The organism is Klebsiella sp. P1927, assembly GCF_018204675.1.
Classification (GTDB): Bacteria; Pseudomonadota; Gammaproteobacteria; order Enterobacterales; family Enterobacteriaceae; genus Klebsiella; species Klebsiella pneumoniae.
Genome location: NZ_CP073377.1, coordinates 3,868,970 through 3,892,126, shown reverse-complemented (window position 1 = coordinate 3,892,126; position 23,157 = coordinate 3,868,970). Strand labels below are relative to the sequence as shown.

The following is a 23,157-nucleotide window of genomic DNA, read 5'->3' as shown; positions in this document are numbered from 1 at the left end:
CTTTTTCAGGAAGTTTATTATGAATAAATTTGCACCTTTACATCCGAAGGTTAGTACGCTGCTGCATGGCGCGGATTATAATCCGGAGCAATGGGAGAATGACCCCGATATTATTGATAAAGACATTGCCATGATGCAGCAGGCAAAATGCAATGTGATGTCGGTGGGAATATTTAGCTGGGCGAAACTGGAGCCACGCGAAGGGGTATTTAATTTCGCCTGGCTGGATATTATCCTCGATAAACTGTATGCCGCCGGCATTCATGTCTTTCTGGCCACGCCGAGCGGCGCGCGCCCGGCGTGGATGTCGCAGCGCTATCCGCAGGTTCTGCGGGTGGGGCGCGATCGGGTGCCGGCCCTGCACGGCGGCCGTCACAACCACTGTATGTCGTCACCGGTCTATCGCGAGAAAACCCTGCAAATCAATACCCTGCTGGCAGAACGTTATTCCTCACACCCGGCGGTGCTGGGCTGGCATATTTCCAACGAATATGGCGGTGAATGCCATTGCGATCTCTGCCAGAACCGTTTTCGCGACTGGCTGAAGGCGCGTTACCAGACCCTGGAGAACCTCAACCAGGCCTGGTGGAGCACCTTCTGGAGTCATACCTATACTGACTGGTCGCAGATTGAATCGCCTGCGCCGCAGGGCGAGATGTCGATCCACGGTCTCAATCTTGACTGGCATCGCTTTAACACCGCTCAGGTGACCGATTTCTGCCGCCATGAAATTGCTCCGCTGAAGGCGGCGAATGCCTCCCTGCCGGTGACTACCAACTTTATGGAGTATTTCTACGATTACGACTACTGGCAGCTGGCGGAGGCGCTGGATTTCATCTCCTGGGACAGCTATCCGATGTGGCACCGCGATAAAGACGAAACCGCGCTGGCCTGTTACACCGCGATGTATCACGACATGATGCGCAGCCTGAAGGGCGGCAAACCGTTTGTGCTGATGGAGTCCACCCCGGGCGCCACCAACTGGCAGCCGACCAGCAAACTGAAGAAGCCGGGAATGCATATTCTTTCCTCGCTGCAGGCGGTGGCGCATGGCGCCGACTCGGTGCAGTATTTCCAGTGGCGGAAAAGCCGCGGTTCGGTTGAGAAATTTCACGGCGCAGTGGTCGACCACGTCGGACATATTGATACCCGCATTGGCCGCGAAGTCTGCCAGCTCGGCGAGATCCTCAGCAAGCTGCCGGAGGTGAGAGGCTGTCGCACCGAGGCGAAAGTAGCGATTATCTTCGACCAGCAGAACCGCTGGGCGCTGGATGACGCCCAGGGGCCGCGTAATCTTGGGATGGAATATGAGAAGACGGTCAACGAGCACTACCGCCCGTTCTGGGAGCAGGGCATCGCCGTCGATGTGATTGACGCCGATGTCGATTTAACGCCGTATCAGTTAGTGATTGCCCCGATGTTATATATGGTGCGCGACGGCTTTGCCGGTCGGGCGGAGGCGTTTGTCGCCAACGGCGGCCACCTGGTGACCACCTACTGGACCGGTATCGTCAATGAGTCCGATCTCTGCTATCTCGGCGGCTTCCCGGGCCCGCTGCGCAATCTGCTGGGGATCTGGGCGGAAGAGATCGACTGCCTGAATGACGGCGAGTTTAATCTGGTGCAGGGGCTTGCCGGGAATCAGTGCGGTCTGCAGGGCCCTTATCAGGTGCGCCATCTCTGCGAACTGATCCATATCGAGAGCGCCCAGGCGCTGGCCACCTACCGGGATGATTTTTATGCCGGACGGCCGGCTGTGACGGTGAACGCGTTCGGGAAAGGCAAAGCCTGGCATGTGGCCTCCCGCAACGATTTAGCCTTCCAGCGCGATTTCTTTACCGCCCTGAGCAAGGAGCTGGCCCTGCCGCGGGCGATAGCGACGGAGTTACCACCCGGCGTGGTGGCGACTGCGCGCACCGACGGTGACAACGCATTTATCTTCCTGCAGAACTACAGCGCGCAAAACCATACCCTGACCCTGCCGCAAGGGTATCGGGATTGCCTGACCGACGCGGCGGTATCGGCTCCACTGACCCTGTCGGCATGGGATTGCCGTATTCTCCGTCGTCACGCGTAATTTCTTCTTCTCCACGCCTGCTCTGACGAGCAGGCTTTTTTTTATCTTAAACCTGGAGTTTATTATGGTGAGTTTAAAATCCTTCCTGCACTATTTCTCCCCAGCGCGTCCGGCACAGCCATTAAGCGAGGCGGAAAAACAGCAAATCGAGGCGCTGATTCAGGCCTTTGGTGGCGAAGCGAATATTACGCAAGTGGACGCCTGTATTACCCGTCTGCGGGTTAGCGTTCGCCATCTTGCGGCCGTGGACTCCGAAGCATTACAGCAGCAGGGCGCGCTAGGGGTTATTATTCTTGGTCAGCAGGTGCATGCTATTTTCGGTAAACAGTCCGATGCGCTGCGTCAGCTTCTGGATGAACATTTTGCCGCCCGGAAATAAATAAAACGGGATAACCTGAAAGCAGGTTATCCCGAAAATAAGACAAAGACAGCAGTGGCAATAAAGTTTACCGGAAGATAATTAACAGTCTTACAGCAGGAGATAAAAATAACGTATGAGCCTTAGCCGTGCGCAATTACCACCAGGCCTCAACCTGCACGCCGAAATTCCAGGTATTATTCGCCGTCTGGTCTTCAAACGGTTTACCATCTTCGGAATCATTCAAATATGAAGCAAAAATGCGTAATTCCGGACGTGACATAAAGTCTGGCCCGTCCGCCAGGCCCAACGCAATGGTGTATTTCTCACCGGCCTGTTTGTAGCTGGTGCCATTGTTGTAGCTGTCTTTCTGATAGAAACCGCCGACTTCGCCAATCAGGCGCACGTAGTCGGTGAACTGGTACTGCCCGCGGGCGACCAGCGACAGCATCCGCGTTTTGTCGGTATAGTCGGTAATGTCATCCGCCGAGCCCCAGGTCAGAACGTGGTTGATAGAAAACTTCTCTGTAATCGGGATCAGGCCGGTGTTAATCACGCGATAACCGGTGGCGTCGTTCACGTAGTTCCACATATCGTACCAGCCGCCGCCCTGGGAGACCATGTTCTGCGCCAGGCCTTTGTTGGCGTACTGCAGCACGGTTTTGTTATAGCCGCCCAGCATATCCTGACTGATTTCACCGGTCAGCATGACGCCGTTGTCAGCATCGTACAGTCCGCCGTAGCTATCCTGTTTTTTGGTGGTGTTTGGCATCGCGTAGTCGATACCGAATTCGGTCCACGAGCCCGTCCATGGCTTCCAGCCCGCGTAGCGTAAATCGATATAGTTGATATTGACGTTGCTGTCGCCATCGACGCGATAGTCAACATCGTTGGCATCGCCGCGGATCCAGGCCAGCGAGACGGCGCCCGGGCCGAGGGTGTAGTTTTCCACCCCGGCTCCGGAGCCGGAAATGTTCCAGTATTTGGTATCGATGATATGCAGATCATGGCGCTGGTAGTAACGTTTACCGCCCCAGATCACCGCATTCGGATCGCCAGGGATCAGCCCCTTTATCTGCAGGTTCAACTGACGTAAGCCGAACTGTGCATCATCGTTCAGCGTGGTTTCATTATCGTTAGAGCCGTCGGAGACCATGCTGACCATACTGTCGAGATAGAAGCTGACGTCATCTTTCTTATAGACCTCAGAGCCCAGCTCCAGCTCGCCGTAGGTATCCGACTCGTTCCCCAAACGGCCTAGCTTATTTTTTTGCCATTCCGCTTCGCTACCGTCGCCGGAGACCCCAACCCCGGCGCGCATATAGCCATGGAAATCGATCGTTGGGATCGCGGCGGTGGCCGCAAACGCGGAAGGAGCGATTAGCGCAGCGGCTAACGCGACTGAAAGGGCGCGCAGTGTAGTGTTCATCTCTATCCTCTTATTGTTTTGTATTACGTTCACATAACTGGTGTCATAAAATGCCTAAATGTAACTTCAGGCAAATGAGATATGATTATTGTGTGACTAACTGCAAATAATCACGGTGGTTTTTGTTGCGATGGGTGAGATGATTCACAATTCGTTGTATTGTGAACGTAATACTTTTATCGCTATTGTTTTGCAGTGAGAGGTGGCGGTGAGCGTTTTTTCAAATGGCCCCTGTTACAATCATGGGATAACAACATAAGGAACCGGACCATGAAGTCTAAAAGCGCTACTCTGGAAGACGTCGCACGCCATGCGGGCGTCTCTTACCAGACCGTGTCCAGGGTACTCAACAAATCAGCTAATGTATCCGAAGCGACGCGTCGCAAGGTGGAGAAATCGATAGAGGCCTTACGCTATGTGCCAAACCGGCTGGCGCAGCAGCTGGTGGGGAAGGAGAGCCAGACGGTCGGGCTGGTGACTATTTCTCTGGCCTGGCATGCGCCTTCCCAGGTGGCGGCGGCGGTAAAACGCTATGCCAACCTGGAAGGTTACCAGGTTCTGATTTCGATGATCGATGAGAGCGTCAACCAAAGCATCCAGGATTCCATCAATGAGCTGAAATCTCAGCGGGTGGATAAAGTCATTATCAACGTGCCGCTGGAGACCGAACAGGCGCAGAAAATCGCTGCTGACAACGATGATATCGTCTGCCTGTTTCTCGACGTTGATCCCTACAGTTCCGTGTTTAACGTTTCGTTTAACCCGGCGGACGGCACCCGGGCCAGCGTCAAATATCTCTATGAGATGGGGCATCGGGAGATCGCCCTGCTGGCGGGGCCGGACAGCTCAGTCTCGGCCAAACTCCGGTTAAAAAGCTGGCTGGAGACCCTGGATGGTTACGGTCTGAAGCCGGTGACCGTCCTGCACGGCAACTGGGATGCGCAGAGCGGCTACGCCGGCGCGCTGCAGATGCTGCGCGAAACGCCTAATTTCAGCGCTGTGCTGGTGGGTAATGATCAGATGGCGCTGGGGGTGCTCAGCGCCTTCCATCAGCATCAGGTGGCGGTGCCGGGTGAGAAGTCGGTTATTGGCTATGACGATACCTACGAAAGCTCCTTTTTCTATCCGGCGCTGAGTACCGTGTCGCTCGACCTCGACCTGCAGGGGAAAGAGGCGGTGCGGCGGATCCTCGCCAGCACCAGCGGGGCGCCTCATACCTCATCCATTCTGCCGGCGCGCCTGGTGATACGCCATTCCAGCGGCGCCCGAATCGAGCAGGGAAAAGATCTGCAGGCCATTGCAGAACAGCTCCGCGCCATCGCCCACCGTCTGGCACCCTGACGCCAAAGGCGGGGAAACTCGCCTTATCACCTTACTCTTAAATTGAGCAGGGTTGATCTTTGTCACAGCACGGCGTACCCTTAATGTTATGTTATAACGTAATGAAGAGGTCAGCATGAAAGCCCATATCCATCCTCCCTATCGTACGGTGGTGTTTCACGACACCAGCGCGAATGAGTATTTTAAAGTCGGCTCAACTATCCGCACCGATCGCGTGATTGAACTCGATGGCGAAACTTTTCCGTATGTGACGATCGACGTCTCCTCGAAATCGCATCCGTACTACACGGGCAAACAAAAAACCTTCGCCAATGAAGGCAGTGCAGCCCGATTCCGCCAGCGCTTCGGCGGCTTTATTGATGCGAAAAGGAAAGCATGATGCAGGTCGTCAACTCATTACGTAGCGCTAAACAGCGCCACCCGGATTGCCAGCTGGTTAAACGCAAAGGGCGGCTGTACGTTATCTGTAAGAGCAACCCCCGCTTCAAAGCGGTGCAGGGGCGCAAAAAACGCCGTTAACGGAAACTCTCCAGCGAGCGGCGCTGTTGGCCGTCGGCGGTAAAATTGTCGGCGGCCAGCCATTGGCGCATGGCGTTATCCAGCTCCGGCCATTCGCCGTCTATCACCGAAAACCAGTCCGTGTCCCGGTTGTGTCCTTTACTCACCAGCGCCTGGCGAAAACGTCCTTCGTACTGAAACCCCAGCCGCCTTGCCGCCCGTGCTGATGGGATATTAAGACTGTTGCATTTCCATTCATAGCGACGGTAGCCGAGCGTATCAAAGACATACTGCATCAACAGCCAGTGCGCTTCGGTGGCCATGGCCGTTCGGCTCAGTAACGGTGAAAAATGCACATGCCCCACCTCTACCACACCGTGAGCGATATCGATACGCATTAACGCCAGCGAGCCGACCGCTTTCCCTCGCTGCTGGTCAACGACGGCAAAATGAATCGGGTCTGCCAGCGTGGCGACCTGCTCCACCCAGGCACTGAATTCTGCAAGGTTGCTCTCAGGTTCACGCAGCAGCCACGTCCAGCTGCGGGCGTCTGGCGCCAGCTGGTGAGCGGCGAACAGATCGCTGGCATGAGCAAGAGTCAGCGGTTCGAGTCGACAACGGCTGCCCTGTAATACCTGTCGTGTCGGCCAGGGGCGCGGCTGCCAGTCAGGCAGCGCGACGCCGAGCGCCTGGCCAAACTGATTATATTCGCACATTGCGGTTTCCTTATTGGGGATTTACAGGCAGCGTACGCGCTCGCTGGTTCCATAAAAAGTGCCATTAGAGTATGTTTTTATGGGGCCACGAGGAGGCAATATGAATATACCGGACGAGGGGTTTTTTACGCTGTTGACGCAGGGGATGCGGAACCGCACGGTCGAAACCTTACAGCGCGCCCTTTACCACACCTTACGTGACGCTATCCTGCAGGGAACCCTGACGGCCCGCTGCCGTTTACCCGGATCGCGGGTGATGGCCGAACGGCTACACCTGTCGCGGAATACGGTCAATGCGGCACTGGAACAGCTGGCGCTGGAGGGGTACCTGACACGGAGCCGTCAGGGAACGCAGGTGGCACCACTCGCCTCCTGCCGCCAGGAGGCGGGTCAGATGCCGCCCGTCGTGCTGCCTGAGCGGCTGCAAAGGCTGCCAGCCGCGATGCGCCGCGACTCACCGACGCTGGCATTTACGCCAGGCATGCCGGCGGTAAACTATTTCCCGCTGCCGCTGTGGCGGCGACTGATGGATAACGTGCTACGCGAAGATGGTAGCGCGCTGCTGGGTTATGGCGAAGCCGCGGGCGATCCTTTGCTGCGAGAGGCTATCGCTCGTCATCTGGCGCTCTCCCGGGGCATCCGGTGCGATATCCGGCAGATCGTCATCACCGAAGGCGCGCTGGAAGGCGTCAACTTATGCGCCTCGCTACTGACCAACCCGGGCGACAGCGTGTGGCTGGAAGAACCGGGGTACCTGGGGGCGAGGAGTGGCTTTCAGCGGGCGGGACTGCGGGTCAGAGGAATGGCTGTCGACGATGAAGGGATGTGTATTGCCAACGGCGTCGCGGAGCCGCCCCGGCTCATTTTCACCTCTCCTTCACACCAGTATCCCTGTGGGAGCATCATGAGCGCCGGGCGCCGTCTGGCGCTCGTGGAATATGCCCGCCGGCACGGGGCGTGGATTGTGGAGGATGACTACGACAGCGAGTTTCGCCATAGCGGAGAACCGATCCCGGCGATGCTGGGAATGGTGCCTGATGCCCCGGTGGTCTATCTCGGCACCTTCAGCAAAACGCTGTTTCCGGCGTTGCGTATCGGTTTTATGGTTATGCCGCCCGCGCTGGCGGATGCTGCTCAGGACGCCATTGGCGCGCTGCTGCGCGGGGGACACCGTGCTGAACAGCGGGCGCTGGCCAGCTTTATCGAGAAGGGACACTATGCGCGCCATCTGGCAGCGATGCGCCGCCTGTACCGTAAACGTCAGCAACAGCTGCGCGAGGCGCTGGCGCAAGAGATAACCGTGCCGTGCGACGTTCTCGGCGGGGGAGGGGGGATGCACCTGACGGTGGCGATGGAGGGCGTTAATGACCGGACGCTTGCGCAGCAGGCGCGCCAGTTTCAGCTGGCGCCCGCCGCGTTAAGTCATTTCTATCTCGACCCGCAGCGAGCGCGGAGCGGACTGGTGCTTGGGTATGGCAATACCTCTGCTTCTCGCTATCTCCCGGCGCTGCGGACCCTAAATCGCCTTATTGCGCAGCACCGGCGCGCGTGAGGGTAAAGACGTCGTAGAAGGAGAGCTCGCCTTTGGTGGCGACCATCTTTTTGAGCTGCGCCTTCTGCTCGCTATCGACGTCTGGCGACTGCAGGATACGGTCGATCAGCTGCCGGGGGACAAAGCGGGTGTTGTACCATTCCCCGTTGTAGCACACGCGAAAGTCGAGGACATCGATATCCTCGTAGCGATAGCGTGGATAGACGTCAAAGAAGAAAAAGGCGTTGAACAGAATGAACAGCACCACCAGCAACCAGACCGAGTCTACCAGCGTTTCAGAGCGCAGCATGACCACCAGCGTCGCCAGAAACGCGGCATACATGGCAACAAACAGTCCCGGATGATTGCGGATAAAACTGATGCTAAAACGCGGGCGATTATCGCGTTTTTCCTGGACGTTGAGTTCGTCAATGGTGTGAATCAGCAGGCGTTGTATTTCTGTCATCTTGGTCCTCGAATTCTGCAATGAGCCTGCCGCGCCCGGCGGACCAGGCGCGGCAGGCTCAGCCTGAAGGCTATTTTATGTTGCAATATTCTGCGGAGAAAGTAACAGATCAGTTACAGAAAAGCATAACAGTTACGGATTTGTCGGCGGAAGGCGCTTAATGATCTGCGCCGGGTTACCGCCGACGACGGTACAGGCAGGTACGTCTTTGGTGACTACCGCGCCGGACGCAATGACCGCATTATCGCCAATGGTCACGCCGGGATTGATCACTGCCCGACCCCCAATCCACACATTGTGGCCAATAGTTACCGGCTTGCCGTATTCCTGGCCGCTATTACGCGCATCGGCGTCCAGCGGATGAGTGGCGGTATAAATATGGACGCCTGGCGCCAGCATACAGTTATCGCCAATATGGATAGGGCAGACGTCGAGCATCACGCAGTCAAAATTGGCGTAAAAACCGGCGCCGAGAAAAATATTATAACCATAGTCGCAGCGAAAGCTTGGCTCGATATACGCATCGCCGGCGCGAGCGAACAGCTCGGCCAGAATATGCTGACGTTGTTCCTGGTCATCCGGGGCGGAATGATTATAACGGTGCAACAACTGTCTGGCGCGCAGGCGATCGGCGCGAAGCGTTGGGTCGCCAGATAAATAGAGCTCACCGGCGATCATTTTGCGTTTTTCTTCACTCATGGGTCTTCCTTATACCTGACTGTTGATGGCCGTAGCAGTATAAAAAAGAAACCGGTTACAGGGTTGCTGTTGGCTGAATGATGTGATGTCTATCACAAAGATACCCTATGGCGGCTGACCCGTACCGTCCGGCCAGCAGACCACGTAGTACGCGTAAATTAGCGGATAAATTTCCAGACAGAAGTCGGGATTTTATCGTATAGCTTATTCATGGTCAGTTCCGCCAGACGATGGTCGGCAGCTGAGTAAAATACCGCCAGCTCATTATCAGACAGTTCATATTTATTTTTTTCAATGACGCGCTCCAGCGTGTCAATTGTCTGGCAACGACGTAAGCGCATCAAATAGTCTGTTTTAGTTAATGGCTTATCAGACATAATTCCACCTTTTGATTGTAATAATTCTAACACGATAGACTGGCCGGGTTTTCCCGGCTGGCGTTGACAAAGCAACGAAATAGTCGGTTACCGGATTTTTTCCACTTTTGCAAATCCGTAGAGTTAATGCCGTAGTTACTGAACAACGTAAAAGTGTCGTCCAGATATTCGTCAACCTGAGCGATCAGCTTATTATCCTCTGCATACTTAATTTTATAATTAAGAGCGAATGTGGCAATGTGCTCGATCAATTCATTTAACTGGAGATTGACAGCCGACGTCGGGTCGTTGACCCAGCCATGGTTGCTCTCTTCCAGGTTTGCAAGGCAGTCATGATACAGCGTTTCGCAGAGAAAGCGTAGCTGTGCAATATCATGTCTTTTTGGCGAGTATTCGTCCATAACGCATCCCCTTTTGAGTGGTTTAAACGACGACTAGCAAACACCGTTGTGGGATGAACACGACTAACTGACCTGACACTAACTGAGTAATCCTGCTGATTTAACTATAATCCACTCTCCAACAGATTTCATCGTGCTATTACGAAAAATTACAATTATCAGCGAGAAATTATCTTAAGAATAGACGAATTAATTTCGCAGGCGCTGGCCCACAGCCGGAGAAATAGAGAAATCTTATGAATCATTGGTTTAAGGCAGGCAGCTGTCGCGTTCAGAAACCGCCGACCCGTGGATAATGATAGTAAGATTATTCCTGGTAAATGAGTGTTTGCCGATCCCGAGTTGTTGAACAAGCTGCTAAAAATAGCCTGCGCCATATCAATATATATTAAATGCAGAACGAAAAATAAACAATGGCAATATGTGCCTTGCCAGCCAGTGATAAAAAAGGGCCGCGGTAGCGGCCCTTTGTTCAGGAGTGAAGATTAATGATGCTCAACCTGATGGCTGTGCTCTATATCTTCCGATTTTTTGCTAAAGCGGCGACGAACCACCACAAAGAACACCGGCACGAAGAAGATCGCCAGGATCGTCGCGGTCACCATCCCGCCCATTACGCCTGTACCGACGGCGTTCTGCGCACCGGAGCCGGCGCCGGAGCTGATAACTAGCGGCATTACCCCGAGGATGAACGCCAGAGATGTCATCAGGATTGGACGTAGACGCATACGTACTGCTTCAAGCGTCGCCTCAATCAGCCCTTTGCCCTCTTTCTCCATCAGGTCTTTGGCGAATTCAACGATCAATATTGCGTTCTTCGCCGACAGGCCGATGGTGGTCAGCAGACCCACCTGGAAGTAAACGTCGTTGGTTAGCCCGCGGAAGGTGGCGGCTAACAGCGCACCAACCACACCCAAGGGGACGACCAGCATAACCGAGAACGGAATCGACCAGCTCTCATACAGCGCCGCCAGACACAGGAAGACGACAATCAGCGAGATGGCATACAGGGCAGGGGCCTGGTTGCCGGACAGTCGCTCCTGATAAGACATCCCGGTCCAGTCGTAGCCGATACCGGAAGGCAGTTTACCCGCCAGCTCTTCCATCAGCGCCATCGCCTCACCGGTACTCTTGCCTGGCGCGGCCTGACCGAGGATTTCCAGTGACGGCAGACCGTTGTAGCGTTCCAGACGCGGCGAACCGTATTCCCAACGCGAGGTCGAGAAAGCAGAGAACGGCACCATCTGACCATCGCTGCCGCGAACATACCACTTGCCGATATCTTCCGGCAGCATACGGTATTTCGCTTCGGACATGATGTACACTTTCTTCACGCGGCCGCGGTCGATAAAGTCGTTGACATAGCTTCCGCCCCAGGCTGCGCCCAGCGTGGTGTTAATGTCGCTGATGGAGACGCCCAGCGCCTGAGCTTTCTCCTGATCGATATCGATTTTAAACTGCGGTGTATCTTCCAGACCGTTAGGGAGCACGCCGGTCAGCACGTCAGGATGCTGCGCCACCATGCCAAACAGTTGGTTACGCGCCTGGGTCAGTTTTTCGTGGCCCAGACCGCCCTGGTCAATCAGCTCGAAGTCAAAGCCGGTCGCGGTACCCAGTTCAACGATAGCCGGCAGGTTAAAGGCGAAGACCATCGCATCTTTAATCTGCGAGAAGTAGCCCATTGCTCTCGCGGTGATCGCTTCAACTTTGTTTTCCTCACCCGGACGCTGGCTCCAGTCTTTCAGCGAAACGAACGCGATACCGGTGTTCTGGCCGCGGCCGGCGAAACCGAAGCCGTTAACCGCAAACACGGATTCCACGTTGTCCTTCTCTTTGGTGAGATAGTAATTCGTCATCTCATCCAGCACTTTCTGCGTACGCTCCTGGGTGGCGCCGGCAGGCAGCTGCGCCATACTCAGGAATACACCCTGGTCCTCGTCCGGCAGGAACGAGCTCGGCAGACGGACGAACAGCCATGCCATACCCACCACGATGATCAGATACAGCACCAGATAACGACCGGTGCTGCGCAGAATGTTGCCTACGCTGTCGGTGTAATGGTGCGTGCTCTTATCAAACATGCGGTTAAACCAGCCGAAGAAGCCGGTGGTCGCGCCATGGCTGCCTTTCTGAATGGGTTTCAGCATCGTGGCGCACAGCGCCGGCGTCAGGATTAACGCCACCAGTACCGACAGCGCCATCGCGGAAACGATAGTGATGGAGAACTGGCGATAGATGGCCCCGGTTGAGCCGCCGAAGAACGCCATCGGGATAAATACCGCCGACAGCACCATAGCGATACCAACCAGCGCGCCCTGAATCTGTCCCATCGATTTACGCGTCGCTTCTTTCGGCGGCAGACCCTCTTCCGCCATCACGCGCTCGACGTTCTCTACCACCACGATGGCGTCATCCACCAACAGGCCGATGGCGAGCACCATCCCGAACATCGTCAGGGTGTTTATCGAGAAGCCAAACGCCGCCAGCACCGCGAAGGTGCCTAACAGGACCACCGGTACCGCGATGGTGGGGATCAGGGTGGCGCGGAAGTTCTGCAGGAACAGATACATGACCAGGAACACCAGGATGATCGCTTCCACCAGCGTTTTAACCACTTCGTGAATAGAAATTTTCACGAACGGGGTGGTGTCATACGGGTAAACGATCTTCATCCCCGACGGGAAAAACGGCTCCATCTTCGCCAGTTCAGCGCGAATAGCGTTGGCGGTATCCAGCGCGTTCGCGCCGGTAGCCAGTTTAATACCCAGACCGGATGCCGGCTGGCCGTTAAACTTCGCCACTACGTCATAGCTTTCGCCGCCCAGCTCAATTTTGGCGACATCACGCAGACGAACCTGGGAACCGTCCTGGTTCACCTTCAGCAGGATGTTGCCAAACTCTTCCGTATTGGTCAGACGCGTCTGCGCGATGATCGAGGCGTTAAGCTGCTGGCCTTTCACCGGCGGCGTACCGCCTAACTGGCCCGCGGCCACCTGGGCGTTCTGCGCTTTCAGGGCGCTGATCACATCCACCGGCGTAAGCTGGAAGTTGTTCAGTTTGTTTGGATCCATCCAGATACGCATCGCATACTGGGAACCGAATAGCTGAACGTCGCCGACGCCGCTGGTACGGCTAATCGGATCCTTCATGTTGGCCGCCACGTAGTCCGAAATATCGTCCTGGTTCATGGTGCCGTTGGTGTTAATGACGCCGACAACCATCAGGAAGCTGCTGGACGCTTTCTCAACGCTAATCCCTTGCTGCTGTACTTCTTGCGGCAGCAGAGGCGTCGCCAGCGCCAGCTTGTTCTGAACCTGAACCTGGGCGATATCCGGATCGGTACCGGATTCGAAGGTCAGCGTAATGGTTGCCGTACCGGTGGAGTCGCCATTTGAGGACATGTACATCAGGTGATCGATACCGTTCATATTCTGTTCGATAACCTGAGTTACGGTGTTCTGCACCGTTTCGGCGTCAGCACCGGGGTACATGGCGGTAATGGAAATTGCTGGCGGCGCAATCGTCGGATATTGCGCCACCGGCAATTTGAGGATCGATAATCCCCCAGCCAGCATGATGATAATGGCGATCACCCATGCAAATATGGGGCGATCGATAAAGAAATTAGGCATGTCTTAACGGCTCCTGTTTAAGTTAAGACTTGGTTTGTTCTGATGGCGCGTTGCCTGCGGCTTGCTGTTTATCATCAGAAGCTACTTCCTGCGCTTTTACCTGCACACCTGGTTTGATTTTTTGCAGGCCGGTGACGATAACGCGATCGCCGGATTTCAGACCGTCAGTGACCAGCCATTTATCGCCGATCGCCTGAGAAGCAGTGACCTGGCGGACTTCGACTTTATCGCCTTCCCCCACTACCATGACGCTGGCGTCGCCGCGCGGCGTACGGGTAACACCCTGTTGCGGTACCAGCAGGGCGTCAGGGTTAATCCCTTCTTCCAGACGGGCACGGACGAACATCCCCGGTAGCAGGGTGTGATCCGGGTTCGGGAAAATAGCGCGTAGCGTGATTGAGCCGGTGGTCTGATCGACGGTGACATCCGAGAATTCCAGCGTGCCGGACTGCGGATACTTAAGACCGTCATTAGTCACTAGCTCCACTTTCGCTTTGCCGTTTTCCTGTTTCAGGCGGCCGTCGGCTAGCTCCTGCTTCAGGCGCAGGAAATCATTGCTCGACTGGGTGACGTCAACATAGATCGGATCCAGCTGCTGAACGGTTGCCAGGGCGGTCGTTTGACCATTCTGTACCAGCGCCCCTTCGGTCACGGTGGATTTACCAATCCGGCCGCTGATCGGCGAGGTGACTTTGGTGTAGGCCAGATTGATGCGCGCGGTTTCAACGGCCGCTTTCGCCGCGACCACGGCCGCATTGCTCTGCTGCGCCGTCGCAACGGCGGTATCGTAGTCTTGTTGACTAATATATTTGGTGCCCAACAGTTTCTGATAACGCTTGACCGTCAGTTGATCCATGTTTGCCGCCGCCTGGGCTTTTGCCAGGTCGCCTTTGGCGCTGTCATAGCTGGCCTGATAGGTGGCTGGATCGATCTGATACAGGGAGACGCCGGCCTGGATATCGCTACCTTCCACGAAGTTACGTTTTAAAATAATGCCACTGACCTGAGGACGGACTTCCGCAATGCGATAGGCGCTGGTGCGGCCTGGCAGTTCGGTGGTTATTTGTAGAGGTGCGGATTTGAGCGTCACAATACCGACTTCCGGCATGTGCTGGGCTCCCTGTTGAGCCGGTTTATCGTCACATCCTGTTAGCGCTAAGCTGCCTGAGAGCATCAGAACGACCGCCAGAGGCGTTAACCCTCTGTTTTTGTTCATATGTAAACCTCGAGTGTCCAATTTCAAAATGTTCAGTGGCTCAAACAACCACAAACCCACTACAGTCTTTCTATTATGGTCATGCTATGGTACATACATTCACAAATGTATGTAAACGTAACCTCTGTAAAGTCATTAACCTATGGCACGAAAAACCAAACAACAGGCACGTGAAACCCGGCAACTGATTCTGGATGTTGCTCTGCGTCTGTTTTCGCAGCAAGGCGTATCATCTACCTCGTTGGCAACAATTGCAAAAGCTGCGGGTGTAACGAGGGGGGCTATCTACTGGCATTTCAAGAATAAATCAGATTTATTCAACGAAATTTGGGAGCTGTCAGACGCCAGTATTAGCGATCTCGAAATTGAGTATCGGGCAAAATTCCCCAACGATCCACTCTCAGTTATCAGGGAGATTCTAGGGAAGGTGCGAACAAGTTCCTGATATGAGATCATCATATTCATCCGGAGCGCATCCCAGAGGGACATCATGAGCCATCAACTCACCTTCGCCGATAGTGAATTCAGCACTAAGCGCCGTCAGACCCGAAAAGAGATTTTCCTCTCCCGCATGGAGCAGATTCTGCCATGGCAGAATATGACCGCTGTCATCGAGCCGTTTTATCCCAAGGCGGGCAATGGCCGACGGCCCTATCCGCTGGAGACCATGCTGCGTATTCACTGCATGCAGCATTGGTACAACCTGAGCGACGGTGCCATGGAAGATGCCCTGTACGAAATCGCCTCCATGCGCCTGTTTGCCCGATTATCCCTGGATAGCGCCCTGCCGGATCGCACCACCATCATGAATTTCCGCCACCTGCTCGAGCAGCATCAACTGGCCCGTCAATTGTTCAAGACCATCAATCGCTGGCTGGCCGAAGCAGGCGTCATGATGACCCAAGGCACTTTGGTGGATGCCACCATCATTGAGGCACCCAGCTCTACCAAGAACAAAGAGCAGCAACGCGATCCGGAGATGCATCAGACCAAGAAAGGCAATCAGTGGCACTTTGGCATGAAGGCCCACATTGGTGTCGATGCCAAGAGTGGCCTGACCCACAGCCTGGTCACCACCGCGGCCAACGAGCATGACCTCAATCAGCTGGGTAATCTGCTGCATGGAGAGGAGCAATTTGTCTCAGCCGATGCCGGCTACCAAGGAGCGCCACAGCGCGAGGAGCTGGCCGAGGTGGATGTGGACTGGCTGATCGCCGAGCGTCCCGGCAAGGTAAAAACCTTGAAGCAGCATCCGCGCAAGAACAAAACGGCCATCAACATCGAATACATGAAAGCCAGCATCCGTGCCAGGGTGGAGCACCCGTTTCGCATCATCAAGCGGCAGTTCGGCTTCGTGAAAGCCAGATACAAGGGGCTGCTGAAAAACGATAACCAACTGGCGATGTTATTCACCCTGGCCAACCTGTTTCGGGTGGACCAAATGATACGTCAGTGGGAGAGATCTCAGTAAAAACCGGAAATAACGCCAGAAATGGTGGAAAAAATAGCCTAAATAGGCTGATTCGATGTGTTTGCGGGAAAAAAATCGGCCCAGATCCGCGAAATTTTAATCAACGAGTCAGCTTGGGAAGAAATGACCTGCTTATTCGCACTTTCCCTAGTCTATGTTCTTGAAGCGACAGTGACAGAAGAACGTCGACGATTAATGATGGAGATTATCTATCATAAGTGTGAGTTCGTCGGTGAAATGACCGTGGTGCAGCAGGCCCAGCGGCAGCTCTCCCTGGCGAGTTATGAGCGTATCGAGCAGACCTTGAAAGAATGCATCGCGGCGAAGCTGCTGCCCGCCAATTTACTCACCCGGCGGGCGGCCGTGTTAATGCGCAGCTACCTTTCCGGGCTGATGGAAAACTGGCTGTTTGCCCCCGATTCGTTCGACCTGCATGCGGAAGCGCGGGACTACGTCGCTATTCTGCTGGAGATGTATCAATTCTGCCCGACGCTACGCGGCCCGGAGAGCTTGTCAGCTTAAAGGTAGCGCGCGGATGGGCGTGAATTTTTAGCGCCGTCCGCCGCTATTCGCCAGCGCTGAGAAGTGCTATTCTGCGCGCTTGCGACGACCCCCGGTATTCTCCGGCATTTGCATTCATTCATATTAACTATGCTGCACACGATCTCCAGGCAACGCGCCACGTTCATCTTTATTATCACGCTGCTCTGTTTTATTGGCCTTTTCAGCCCAGTCCAGGGCCGCGCCGCGGATCTCCCCGATCGGGCAGAGGTGCAGAGCCAGCTCAATACGTTAAACAAGCAAAAAGAACTGACTCCGCAGGACAAACTGGTCCAGCAGGATCTGACTCAGACGCTGGAAACGCTGGATAAAATCGAGCGTATCAAAAGCGAGACGGCACAGCTGCGACAGCAGGTCGAGCAGGCGCCGGCGAAGCTGCGCCAGGCGGTGGAGAGCCTCAATAACCTGAGCGATGTCCCGAACGACGACGCGACGCGCAAAACGCTAAGTACGCTCTCCCTGCGTCAGCTGGAGTCGCGCGTCACCCAGACGCTGGACGATCTGCAGAATGCGCAAAATGATCTGGCGACCTATAACAGCCAACTGGTTTCCCTGCAAACGCAGCCGGAACGCGTGCAAAATGCGATGTTCAACGCCTCCCAGCAGCTGCAGCAGATCCGCAATCGTCTGAATGGCACCTCGGTGGGCGACGAGACCCTACGCCCGACCCAGCAGGTGCTGTTGCAGGCTCAACAGGCATTGCTCAACGCGCAGATCGAGCAACAGCGCAAGAGCCTCGAAGGCAACACTATCCTGCAGGATACCCTACAGAAGCAGCGTGACTACGTCACCGCCTGGAGCAACCGGCTGGAGCATCAGCTACAGCTGCTGCAGGAGGCCGTGAACAGCAAACGGCTGACCCTGACCGAGAAAACCGCCCAGGAGGCAGTTACCCCCGACGAAACGGCGCGTATTCAGGCCAACCCGCTGGTCAAGCAGGAGCTGGATATTAACCATCAGCTCAGCGAGAAGCTGATCCAGGCAACAGAGAACGGTAACCAGCTGGTGCAGCGCAATATCCAGGTCAAGAACTGGCTCGACCGCGCGCTGCAGTCTGAACGGGATATTAAAGAGCAAATTTCAGTTCTGCGGGGGAGCCTGCTGCTGTCGCGTATTCTTTACCAACAGCAACAGACATTACCGTCGGCGGATGAGCTGCAGGATATGACCAACCGCATCGCCGACCTGCGGCTTGAACAGTTTGAGGTGAACCAGCAGCGCGACGCGCTGTTCCAGAGCGATGCCTTTGTCGCCAAACTGGAGGAGGGGCACAGCAGCGAAGTGAACGATGAAGTCCACGCCGCGCTACTGGAAGTGATCGACATGCGTCGCGAACTGCTTGATCAGTTCAACAAACAGTTGGGCAACCAGCTGATGATGGCCATCAACCTGCAGATCAACCAGCAGCAGCTGATGAGCGTCTCGAGCAGTCTGAAGGAAATTCTGACCCAGCAAATTTTCTGGGTGAACAGCAATAAACCGATGGACTGGGAGTGGATTAAGGCCTTCCCGGAGGCGCTGAAAGGTCAGTTTAAGGCGATGAAAATCACCGTGAACTGGGAAAAAGCGTGGCCTGCGGTGTTTGTCGCTTTCCTGGCCGGTTTACCGCTGCTGTTGATTGCCGGCCTCATCCGCTGGCGTCTGCAGTGGCTCAAGGATTATCAGGCAAAGCTTGCTTCCCAGGTGGGACAGCTGCGCAACGATACCCAACTGCATACGCCGAAGGCGATCCTGATCGATCTGATCCGCGCCTTACCGGTGGTGCTGTTGATTCTGGCTATCGGTCTGATCTTACTCACCATGCAGTTAAATATTAGCGGACTGCTGTGGGCGTACAGTAAAAAGCTGGCTATGTTCTGGCTGGTGTTTGGCCTGTGCTGGAAAGTGCTGGAAAAGAACGGCGTCGCGGTCAACCACTTTAATATGCCGGCGCAGTTGACCAGCCACTGGCGGCGGCAGATTGTTCGCGTCAGCCTGGCGCTGCTGCCGCTGAATTTCTGGTCGGTGATTTCCGAACTGTCGCCGCTGAACCTGATGGACGACGCGCTGGGGCAGTTGGTGATTTTCTTCAACTTACTGCTGATCGCGGTGCTGGTTTGGCCGATGTGCCGGGAAAGCTGGCGCGATAAAGAGTCGCACAGCCTGCGCCTGCTGACGATCACGGTGTTGTCTATCGTTCCGGTGGCCCTGATGGTGCTGACGGCAACCGGCTACTTCTACACGACGCTGCGTCTGGCGGGACGCTGGATCGAGACCGTGTATCTGGTGATGATCTGGAACCTGCTGTACCAGACCGTGCTGCGCGGCCTGAGCGTGGCGGCGCGGCGTATCGCCTGGCGCCGCGCGCTGGCGCGCCGTCAACATCTGGTGAAGGAAGGGGCGGAAGGCGCCGAGCCGCAGGAAGAGCCAACTATCGCTCTCGAGCAGGTCAACCAGCAGACGCTGCGCATCACCATGTTGGTGATGGTCGCGCTGTTCGCGGTGATGTTCTGGGCGATTTGGTCTGATTTGATCACCGTTTTCGCCTACCTCGACAGCATTACCCTCTGGCACTACAACGGCACCGAGGCGGGGGCCAGCGTGGTGCGCAGCGTGACGATGGGCAGTTTATTGTTCGCCATTGTGGCGTCAATGGTCGCCTGGGCGCTGATCCGCAACCTGCCGGGTTTGCTGGAGGTGCTGGTGCTGTCGCGGCTCAACATGCGTCAGGGGACCTCCTACGCCATCACCACCATTCTCAACTATGCGATTATCGCTATCGGGGCGATGACGGTATTCGGGGCGCTGGGTGTCTCCTGGGATAAACTGCAATGGCTGGCGGCCGCGCTGTCGGTTGGTTTAGGTTTTGGTCTGCAGGAGATCTTCGGTAACTTTGTCTCCGGCCTAATCATTCTGTTCGAACGTCCGGTGCGCATTGGGGATACGGTCACTATCGGAACCTTCTCGGGGACGGTAAGCAAAATCCGTATTCGCGCCACCACCATCACCGATTTCGATCGCAAAGAGGTGATTATCCCGAACAAGGCGTTCGTTACCGAGCGCTTGATCAACTGGTCGCTCTCCGACACCGTGACCCGGGTGGTGATCCGCCTCGGCGTCGCCTATGGCTCAGACCTGGATAAGGTGAAAGAGGTGCTGCTGAAGGCCGCGCACGATCATCCGAAAGTGATGCAGGAGCCGGCGCCAGCGGTTTTCTTCACCACCTTCGGGGCCAGTACCCTGGATCATGAACTGCGTCTGTATGTTCGAGAACTGCGCGATCGCAGCTACACGGTAGATGAGCTCAACCGCGCCATCGACCGCCTGTGCCGGGAGAATGACATCAACATTGCCTTTAACCAGCTGGAAGTTCATCTGCGCAATGAAAAAGGCGATGAAGTCACCGAAGTGAAACGGGACGGGAAAGGCGACGATCTGGCGCCCACCACCGCGTCCTGAGCGAAGAGGGGCGGCGCAAAGCCGCCCCTGCTGTATCAGGGCGCCAGCGCGGCGAGTTCTTCATCGCTCAGCCCGGTGAGCTCCTGCACGGTTTGACGTTCGAGGCCGCGCGCCAGCATTCTGGCGGCGATGCTGCGGGTAGCTTCCTGCTCACCCTCTTGCTGTCCCTGTTTACGGCCTTTCTCTTCCAGCCATTCGGCAATGGTCATCATCAGCTCCTTATGCCTGGGCGACTGCGCCGCCAGCGTGCGGATCAGCGCCCCCGGATGTTCCGTAGTTCCCGCCTGCAACATATAGCGCAGCAGCGTATTCAGCTGCGCTTCTGTCAGATAGCCTTGCGTCATCAGCGTAATCAGCGGCACCTGCAGCTCGGCCAGATCGCGATGGCGGATATGCTTTTGCAGCAGCTCCAGCATGGCCATCCGCCGATGACGGGCGATCTGATTATCTGGCATTACGGTGAGGTCCACCAGCGGAAAATCATTGCTATAGAGCGCCTTCGCCAGCGCCGGATCGGCGAATAGCTGTTGCCAGTTGCGGGCCCAGGGCCAGGGGCTCACTTTGCCGTGATAAAACAGAATCGGCACCACCAGCGGCAGAGTGTCGTGGCCGGCGTCCAGATGACGCTGCATGGCGGCCAGCGCATAGCGCAGCAGGCGAAACGTCATCAGCTTGTCCGGGGTACTCTGGTGCTCAATCAGCGCGTACACATAGCCCGGTCCATGACGCGTGCGCAGTGAGTAAAGGATATCGGAATAGCTGGCGCGCAGGTCCTCTTCAACAAAGCTACCGGAGACCAGCTGCAGCGAATCCAGTTCGCAGATCGCCAGAAACGGCGCGGGGAGGTACAACTGCAAAAAATCCTTCGCGACCGCCTGATGCATGAGCATCTGGCGAAACACCGCGTCGTGTGGGGTTTGACTGACTTTTTCCATCAATATTGTCTCCAGGGGCGTCATGCGCAGAGGACCAGACTGCCAGCACACTGCCGGAGACAACATCCTACTTCTCTGGGTTTTGCGACCCGCTTTCCGCGTTTTTTAACTTGTTTGCATAATCCCGCCGGACAATTTCCAGCGCGCTCAGCACGGTTTGCGCCGGGATCTGATGCGATTCCAGCAACATGATTAAATCGACGGCCAGTTTGACCTCATCGGATGCATTTTCCAGCGACATCGGGCTCTCCTGTTAGCGCGTCAGCCGCGCCAGTACGTTTTCAATCTTGTCCAGCGCCTGTCGGCAGCGCGCCAACCGGCCGCTGTAGGCTTCAACTTCTTTCCCCAGCCGCTGCTGCTCGTCAAGGCTGGTCGCCTGCGCCAGCTGACGCTGGCGTTGGTCGCGCATCGCCAGCAGGCGGCGCTCATACTCCTGATGCTGCAGGCGACGGCGCTGCCAGCGGCTCAACGTTGGCGACGCGTGGTCCCAACTGCGCAAGGACCAGGTGGCGGTTTCACGGCGCAGCGCGGCGATTTGTGCCGCCAGACGCTCGGCAATCCAGACCACTTGCGGCAGCTGCTGGCGCTCGACGGCCTGGCGGAGCTGGTTAAAGTTGTGTTGGGCTTCCGCCAGATAGGCCTGCATCAGCGTGCTGCGGGTGTGGAAGAGCTGGCGGTCAAAGCGCGGGCTGAGGGTCGCGTGCTCCGCCAGCGGCGCCACCAGCGCGGCCAGCTCACTCAGCTGGTCGTTCAGCGTTTGTAAAAGTTGAGCAGTTTTCACCAACCCCCTCCATTTTCCGTCAGCCAACTGTGCTACAGTAGCCTCATCTGTTTGATAACGATTCGCATTATGCCACCTGTTATTTTAACCATTATCGGCTGGCTGGCGGTAGCGCTGGGTACGCTGGGCGTCTTCTTACCGTTGCTGCCGACGACGCCGTTTATTCTGCTCGCCGCCTGGTGCTTTGCCCGCTCATCGCCGCGCTTTCACCAGTGGCTGCTGTATCGCTCCTGGTTTGGCGGCTATCTTCGCCACTGGCAACAGTACCGCGCCATGCCTCGCGGCGCTAAACCGCGCGCCATTGCGATGATCGTGGTGACTTTTGCTATTTCGCTATGGCTGGTTAAGCTTACGTGGGTGCGCATCATGCTGTTGGTCATTCTGGCCTGTCTGCTGATCTTTATGTGGCGCATTCCGGTGGTTGACGCAAAGCAACAAAAGCACTGATGCGCAATAATGCCTGTTGCAATTGTTGCCGACAGCCAGTAAATTCTGGCGTTTTCGAGCGCGGGCAAGCCTGGTCAAAGGTTAAACAAATGTTTCTTTGGCCCCTTTTGCACGCCCGTGGGTAATACCGTTTCAATCAGGCATACACTTATGACCGCAACTGCACAGCAGCTTGAATATCTGAAGAACAGCATCCAGAGTATCGAGGATTATCCAAAACCTGGCATTCTTTTCCGCGATGTCACCAGCTTACTGGAAGACCCGAAGGCCTACGCGCTTAGCATTGAACTGCTGACCGAGCGCTACAAAGACGCGGGTATTACCAAAGTGGTAGGGACTGAGGCGCGTGGCTTCCTGTTCGGCGCCCCGGTCGCGCTGGCGCTGGGCGTGGGCTTTGTTCCGGTACGCAAGCCGCGTAAGTTGCCGCGTGAAACCATCGCCGAGACCTATGAGCTGGAGTATGGCACCGATCAGCTGGAGATCCACGTTGACGCCATTAAACCGGGCGATAAAGTGCTGGTGGTTGACGATCTGCTGGCGACCGGCGGCACTATCGACGCCACGGTCAAACTGATCCGCCGCCTCGGCGGCGAAGTGCACGATGCCGCTTTCATTATCAATCTCTTCGATCTGGGCGGCGAACAGCGCCTGGAGAAGCTGGGGATCCACTGCTACAGTCTGGTGCCGTTCCCGGGCCACTAAGCAAATCCCTCCACATAGCCTCGCCGATCGGGCGGGGCTGTGATAGCATGACCCCTTCGTGATTTCACCTTCCAGCGTTTC

The 23,157-nt window shown here is 56.0% G+C and carries 23 protein-coding genes and 2 pseudogenes; 14 read left to right on the top strand and 11 right to left on the bottom strand.

Going from position 1 to position 23,157, the window contains the following annotated elements; genetic code table 11:
- Positions 1–19: 19 nt before the first annotated feature.
- The gene (locus KB892_RS19610; RefSeq protein ID WP_002892001.1) at positions 20–2,077 is read left to right on the top strand and encodes a beta-galactosidase; all 2,058 of its coding nucleotides are present in this window, start codon (positions 20–22) and stop codon (positions 2,075–2,077) included.
- A gap of 64 nt (positions 2,078–2,141) precedes the next feature.
- On the top strand, positions 2,142–2,456 hold the full coding sequence (locus KB892_RS19605; RefSeq protein WP_002892003.1) for a glucose PTS transporter subunit EIIB: 315 nt from the start codon (positions 2,142–2,144) through the stop codon (positions 2,454–2,456).
- Positions 2,457–2,592: 136 nt separating this feature from the next.
- On the opposite strand, the gene KB892_RS19600 is transcribed toward KB892_RS19605, so the two are convergent.
- Entirely contained in the window at positions 2,593–3,864 is a 1,272-nt protein-coding gene (locus KB892_RS19600) for a maltoporin (RefSeq protein WP_002892005.1), read from the bottom strand.
- A 270-nt stretch (positions 3,865–4,134) separates the two neighbouring features.
- On the opposite strand from KB892_RS19600, the gene KB892_RS19595 reads away from it, so the two are divergent.
- From KB892_RS19595 to ykgO, 3 genes are all read left to right on the top strand, one after another.
- Entirely contained in the window at positions 4,135–5,205 is a 1,071-nt protein-coding gene (locus tag KB892_RS19595; RefSeq protein ID WP_002892007.1) for a LacI family DNA-binding transcriptional regulator, read from the top strand.
- A gap of 115 nt (positions 5,206–5,320) precedes the next feature.
- Positions 5,321–5,584: a type B 50S ribosomal protein L31 gene (locus KB892_RS19590; RefSeq protein WP_002892011.1), complete on the top strand. Its 264-nt coding sequence runs from the start codon at positions 5,321–5,323 to the stop codon at positions 5,582–5,584.
- Positions 5,584–5,724 (top strand): type B 50S ribosomal protein L36, encoded by a 141-nt coding sequence (ykgO, locus tag KB892_RS19585; RefSeq protein WP_002892018.1) that lies wholly within the window; start codon positions 5,584–5,586, stop codon positions 5,722–5,724. The genes KB892_RS19590 and ykgO overlap by 1 nt, the downstream gene beginning before the upstream one ends.
- Here ykgO and KB892_RS19580 read toward each other — a convergent pair.
- On the bottom strand, positions 5,721–6,419 hold the full coding sequence (locus KB892_RS19580) for a GNAT family N-acetyltransferase (RefSeq protein ID WP_002892021.1): 699 nt from the start codon (positions 6,417–6,419) through the stop codon (positions 5,721–5,723). The two genes, ykgO and KB892_RS19580, sit on opposite strands and share 4 nt — an antisense overlap.
- Before the next feature lie 100 nt (positions 6,420–6,519).
- Between KB892_RS19580 and KB892_RS19575 the strand changes: the two genes are divergently transcribed.
- Positions 6,520–7,971 (top strand): MocR-like pyridoxine biosynthesis transcription factor PdxR, encoded by a 1,452-nt coding sequence (locus KB892_RS19575; RefSeq protein WP_002892023.1) that lies wholly within the window; start codon positions 6,520–6,522, stop codon positions 7,969–7,971.
- Here KB892_RS19575 and KB892_RS19570 read toward each other — a convergent pair.
- Complete coding sequence (locus tag KB892_RS19570; protein WP_002892026.1) at positions 7,946–8,416, bottom strand: YlaC family protein; 471 nt, start codon at positions 8,414–8,416, stop codon at positions 7,946–7,948. The two genes, KB892_RS19575 and KB892_RS19570, sit on opposite strands and share 26 nt — an antisense overlap.
- A 20-nt stretch (positions 8,417–8,436) precedes the next feature.
- Between KB892_RS19570 and KB892_RS19565 the strand changes: the two genes are divergently transcribed.
- The gene (locus tag KB892_RS19565; protein ID WP_004147370.1) at positions 8,437–8,577 is read left to right on the top strand and encodes a hypothetical protein; all 141 of its coding nucleotides are present in this window, start codon (positions 8,437–8,439) and stop codon (positions 8,575–8,577) included.
- Here KB892_RS19565 and maa read toward each other — a convergent pair.
- The 5 genes from maa to acrA form a co-directional block, all read right to left on the bottom strand.
- Positions 8,549–9,115 carry a maltose O-acetyltransferase gene (gene maa, locus KB892_RS19560; RefSeq protein WP_002892030.1) on the bottom strand — a complete coding sequence of 189 codons (567 nt, stop codon included), beginning with the start codon at positions 9,113–9,115 and terminating at the stop codon, positions 8,549–8,551. The two genes, KB892_RS19565 and maa, sit on opposite strands and share 29 nt — an antisense overlap.
- Positions 9,116–9,273: 158 nt before the next feature.
- Positions 9,274–9,492, bottom strand: a complete 219-nt coding sequence (locus KB892_RS19555) for an HHA domain-containing protein (RefSeq protein WP_002892050.1) — start codon at positions 9,490–9,492, stop codon at positions 9,274–9,276.
- A 26-nt stretch (positions 9,493–9,518) separates the two neighbouring features.
- A complete protein-coding gene (gene tomB / locus KB892_RS19550) occupies positions 9,519–9,893 on the bottom strand; it encodes an Hha toxicity modulator TomB (RefSeq protein ID WP_002892066.1) in 375 nt (124 codons plus the stop codon).
- 485 nt (positions 9,894–10,378) lie between these two features.
- Positions 10,379–13,525, bottom strand: a complete 3,147-nt coding sequence (gene acrB, locus KB892_RS19545) for a multidrug efflux RND transporter permease subunit AcrB (RefSeq protein ID WP_020326861.1) — start codon at positions 13,523–13,525, stop codon at positions 10,379–10,381.
- Between the two features lie 22 nt (positions 13,526–13,547).
- A complete protein-coding gene (acrA, locus tag KB892_RS19540) occupies positions 13,548–14,741 on the bottom strand; it encodes a multidrug efflux RND transporter periplasmic adaptor subunit AcrA (RefSeq protein ID WP_002892072.1) in 1,194 nt (397 codons plus the stop codon).
- 142 nt (positions 14,742–14,883) lie between these two features.
- Here acrA and acrR (KB892_RS19535) point away from each other — a divergent pair.
- The 5 genes and pseudogenes from acrR (KB892_RS19535) to mscK all read left to right on the top strand — a co-directional run.
- Positions 14,884–15,162: pseudogene (acrR, locus tag KB892_RS19535) on the top strand (multidrug efflux transporter transcriptional repressor AcrR); the annotation flags it as partial.
- Between the two features lie 69 nt (positions 15,163–15,231).
- Complete coding sequence (locus tag KB892_RS19530; protein ID WP_000019445.1) at positions 15,232–16,212, top strand: IS5-like element ISKpn26 family transposase; 981 nt, start codon at positions 15,232–15,234, stop codon at positions 16,210–16,212.
- The gene (locus KB892_RS31545) at positions 16,194–16,376 is read left to right on the top strand and encodes a hypothetical protein (RefSeq protein WP_119569651.1); all 183 of its coding nucleotides are present in this window, start codon (positions 16,194–16,196) and stop codon (positions 16,374–16,376) included. Before KB892_RS19530 ends, KB892_RS31545 begins: the two co-directional genes overlap by 19 nt.
- Positions 16,360–16,734, top strand: a pseudogene (gene acrR, locus KB892_RS19525) (multidrug efflux transporter transcriptional repressor AcrR); the annotation flags it as partial. The gene KB892_RS31545 and the pseudogene acrR (KB892_RS19525), both read left to right, overlap by 17 nt.
- A gap of 129 nt (positions 16,735–16,863) precedes the next feature.
- Entirely contained in the window at positions 16,864–20,211 is a 3,348-nt protein-coding gene (mscK, locus tag KB892_RS19520) for a mechanosensitive channel MscK (RefSeq protein ID WP_004151329.1), read from the top strand.
- A 35-nt stretch (positions 20,212–20,246) separates the two neighbouring features.
- Here mscK and KB892_RS19515 read toward each other — a convergent pair whose 3' ends face one another.
- The 3 genes from KB892_RS19515 to priC form a co-directional block, all read right to left on the bottom strand.
- Entirely contained in the window at positions 20,247–21,146 is a 900-nt protein-coding gene (locus KB892_RS19515; RefSeq protein ID WP_002892131.1) for an Rpn family recombination-promoting nuclease/putative transposase, read from the bottom strand.
- 67 nt (positions 21,147–21,213) lie between these two features.
- The gene (rsmS, locus tag KB892_RS19510) at positions 21,214–21,387 is read right to left on the bottom strand and encodes a pleiotropic regulatory protein RsmS (RefSeq protein WP_002892136.1); all 174 of its coding nucleotides are present in this window, start codon (positions 21,385–21,387) and stop codon (positions 21,214–21,216) included.
- Between the two features lie 12 nt (positions 21,388–21,399).
- Entirely contained in the window at positions 21,400–21,927 is a 528-nt protein-coding gene (priC, locus tag KB892_RS19505) for a primosomal replication protein N'' (protein WP_002892142.1), read from the bottom strand.
- Between the two features lie 69 nt (positions 21,928–21,996).
- Here priC and KB892_RS19500 point away from each other — a divergent pair, with 69 nt between their 5' ends.
- A complete protein-coding gene (locus tag KB892_RS19500) occupies positions 21,997–22,374 on the top strand; it encodes a DUF454 family protein (protein WP_002892144.1) in 378 nt (125 codons plus the stop codon).
- Positions 22,375–22,524: 150 nt separating this feature from the next.
- Positions 22,525–23,076, top strand: coding sequence for an adenine phosphoribosyltransferase (gene apt, locus KB892_RS19495; protein ID WP_002892145.1), 552 nt, complete (start codon positions 22,525–22,527; stop codon positions 23,074–23,076).
- The last annotated feature ends 81 nt before the right edge of the window (positions 23,077–23,157 follow it).

What these genes read in the sequence shown, in the direction of transcription:
- KB892_RS19610 (WP_002892001.1), top strand. Translation starts at nt 20, where the DNA reads ATGAATAAATTTGCACCTTTACATCCGAAGGTTAGTACGCTGCTGCAT.
- KB892_RS19605 (WP_002892003.1), top strand. Translation starts at nt 2,142, where the DNA reads ATGGTGAGTTTAAAATCCTTCCTGCACTATTTCTCCCCAGCGCGTCCG.
- KB892_RS19600 (WP_002892005.1), bottom strand. Translation starts at nt 3,864, where the DNA reads ATGAACACTACACTGCGCGCCCTTTCAGTCGCGTTAGCCGCTGCGCTA.
- KB892_RS19595 (WP_002892007.1), top strand. Translation starts at nt 4,135, where the DNA reads ATGAAGTCTAAAAGCGCTACTCTGGAAGACGTCGCACGCCATGCGGGC.
- KB892_RS19590 (WP_002892011.1), top strand. Translation starts at nt 5,321, where the DNA reads ATGAAAGCCCATATCCATCCTCCCTATCGTACGGTGGTGTTTCACGAC.
- ykgO (WP_002892018.1), top strand. Translation starts at nt 5,584, where the DNA reads ATGCAGGTCGTCAACTCATTACGTAGCGCTAAACAGCGCCACCCGGAT.
- KB892_RS19580 (WP_002892021.1), bottom strand. Translation starts at nt 6,419, where the DNA reads ATGTGCGAATATAATCAGTTTGGCCAGGCGCTCGGCGTCGCGCTGCCT.
- KB892_RS19575 (WP_002892023.1), top strand. Translation starts at nt 6,520, where the DNA reads ATGAATATACCGGACGAGGGGTTTTTTACGCTGTTGACGCAGGGGATG.
- KB892_RS19570 (WP_002892026.1), bottom strand. Translation starts at nt 8,416, where the DNA reads ATGACAGAAATACAACGCCTGCTGATTCACACCATTGACGAACTCAAC.
- KB892_RS19565 (WP_004147370.1), top strand. Translation starts at nt 8,437, where the DNA reads ATGAGCCTGCCGCGCCCGGCGGACCAGGCGCGGCAGGCTCAGCCTGAA.
- maa (WP_002892030.1), bottom strand. Translation starts at nt 9,115, where the DNA reads ATGAGTGAAGAAAAACGCAAAATGATCGCCGGTGAGCTCTATTTATCT.
- KB892_RS19555 (WP_002892050.1), bottom strand. Translation starts at nt 9,492, where the DNA reads ATGTCTGATAAGCCATTAACTAAAACAGACTATTTGATGCGCTTACGT.
- tomB (WP_002892066.1), bottom strand. Translation starts at nt 9,893, where the DNA reads ATGGACGAATACTCGCCAAAAAGACATGATATTGCACAGCTACGCTTT.
- acrB (WP_020326861.1), bottom strand. Translation starts at nt 13,525, where the DNA reads ATGCCTAATTTCTTTATCGATCGCCCCATATTTGCATGGGTGATCGCC.
- acrA (WP_002892072.1), bottom strand. Translation starts at nt 14,741, where the DNA reads ATGAACAAAAACAGAGGGTTAACGCCTCTGGCGGTCGTTCTGATGCTC.
- KB892_RS19530 (WP_000019445.1), top strand. Translation starts at nt 15,232, where the DNA reads ATGAGCCATCAACTCACCTTCGCCGATAGTGAATTCAGCACTAAGCGC.
- mscK (WP_004151329.1), top strand. Translation starts at nt 16,864, where the DNA reads ATGCTGCACACGATCTCCAGGCAACGCGCCACGTTCATCTTTATTATC.
- KB892_RS19515 (WP_002892131.1), bottom strand. Translation starts at nt 21,146, where the DNA reads ATGGAAAAAGTCAGTCAAACCCCACACGACGCGGTGTTTCGCCAGATG.
- rsmS (WP_002892136.1), bottom strand. Translation starts at nt 21,387, where the DNA reads ATGTCGCTGGAAAATGCATCCGATGAGGTCAAACTGGCCGTCGATTTA.
- KB892_RS19500 (WP_002892144.1), top strand. Translation starts at nt 21,997, where the DNA reads ATGCCACCTGTTATTTTAACCATTATCGGCTGGCTGGCGGTAGCGCTG.
- apt (WP_002892145.1), top strand. Translation starts at nt 22,525, where the DNA reads ATGACCGCAACTGCACAGCAGCTTGAATATCTGAAGAACAGCATCCAG.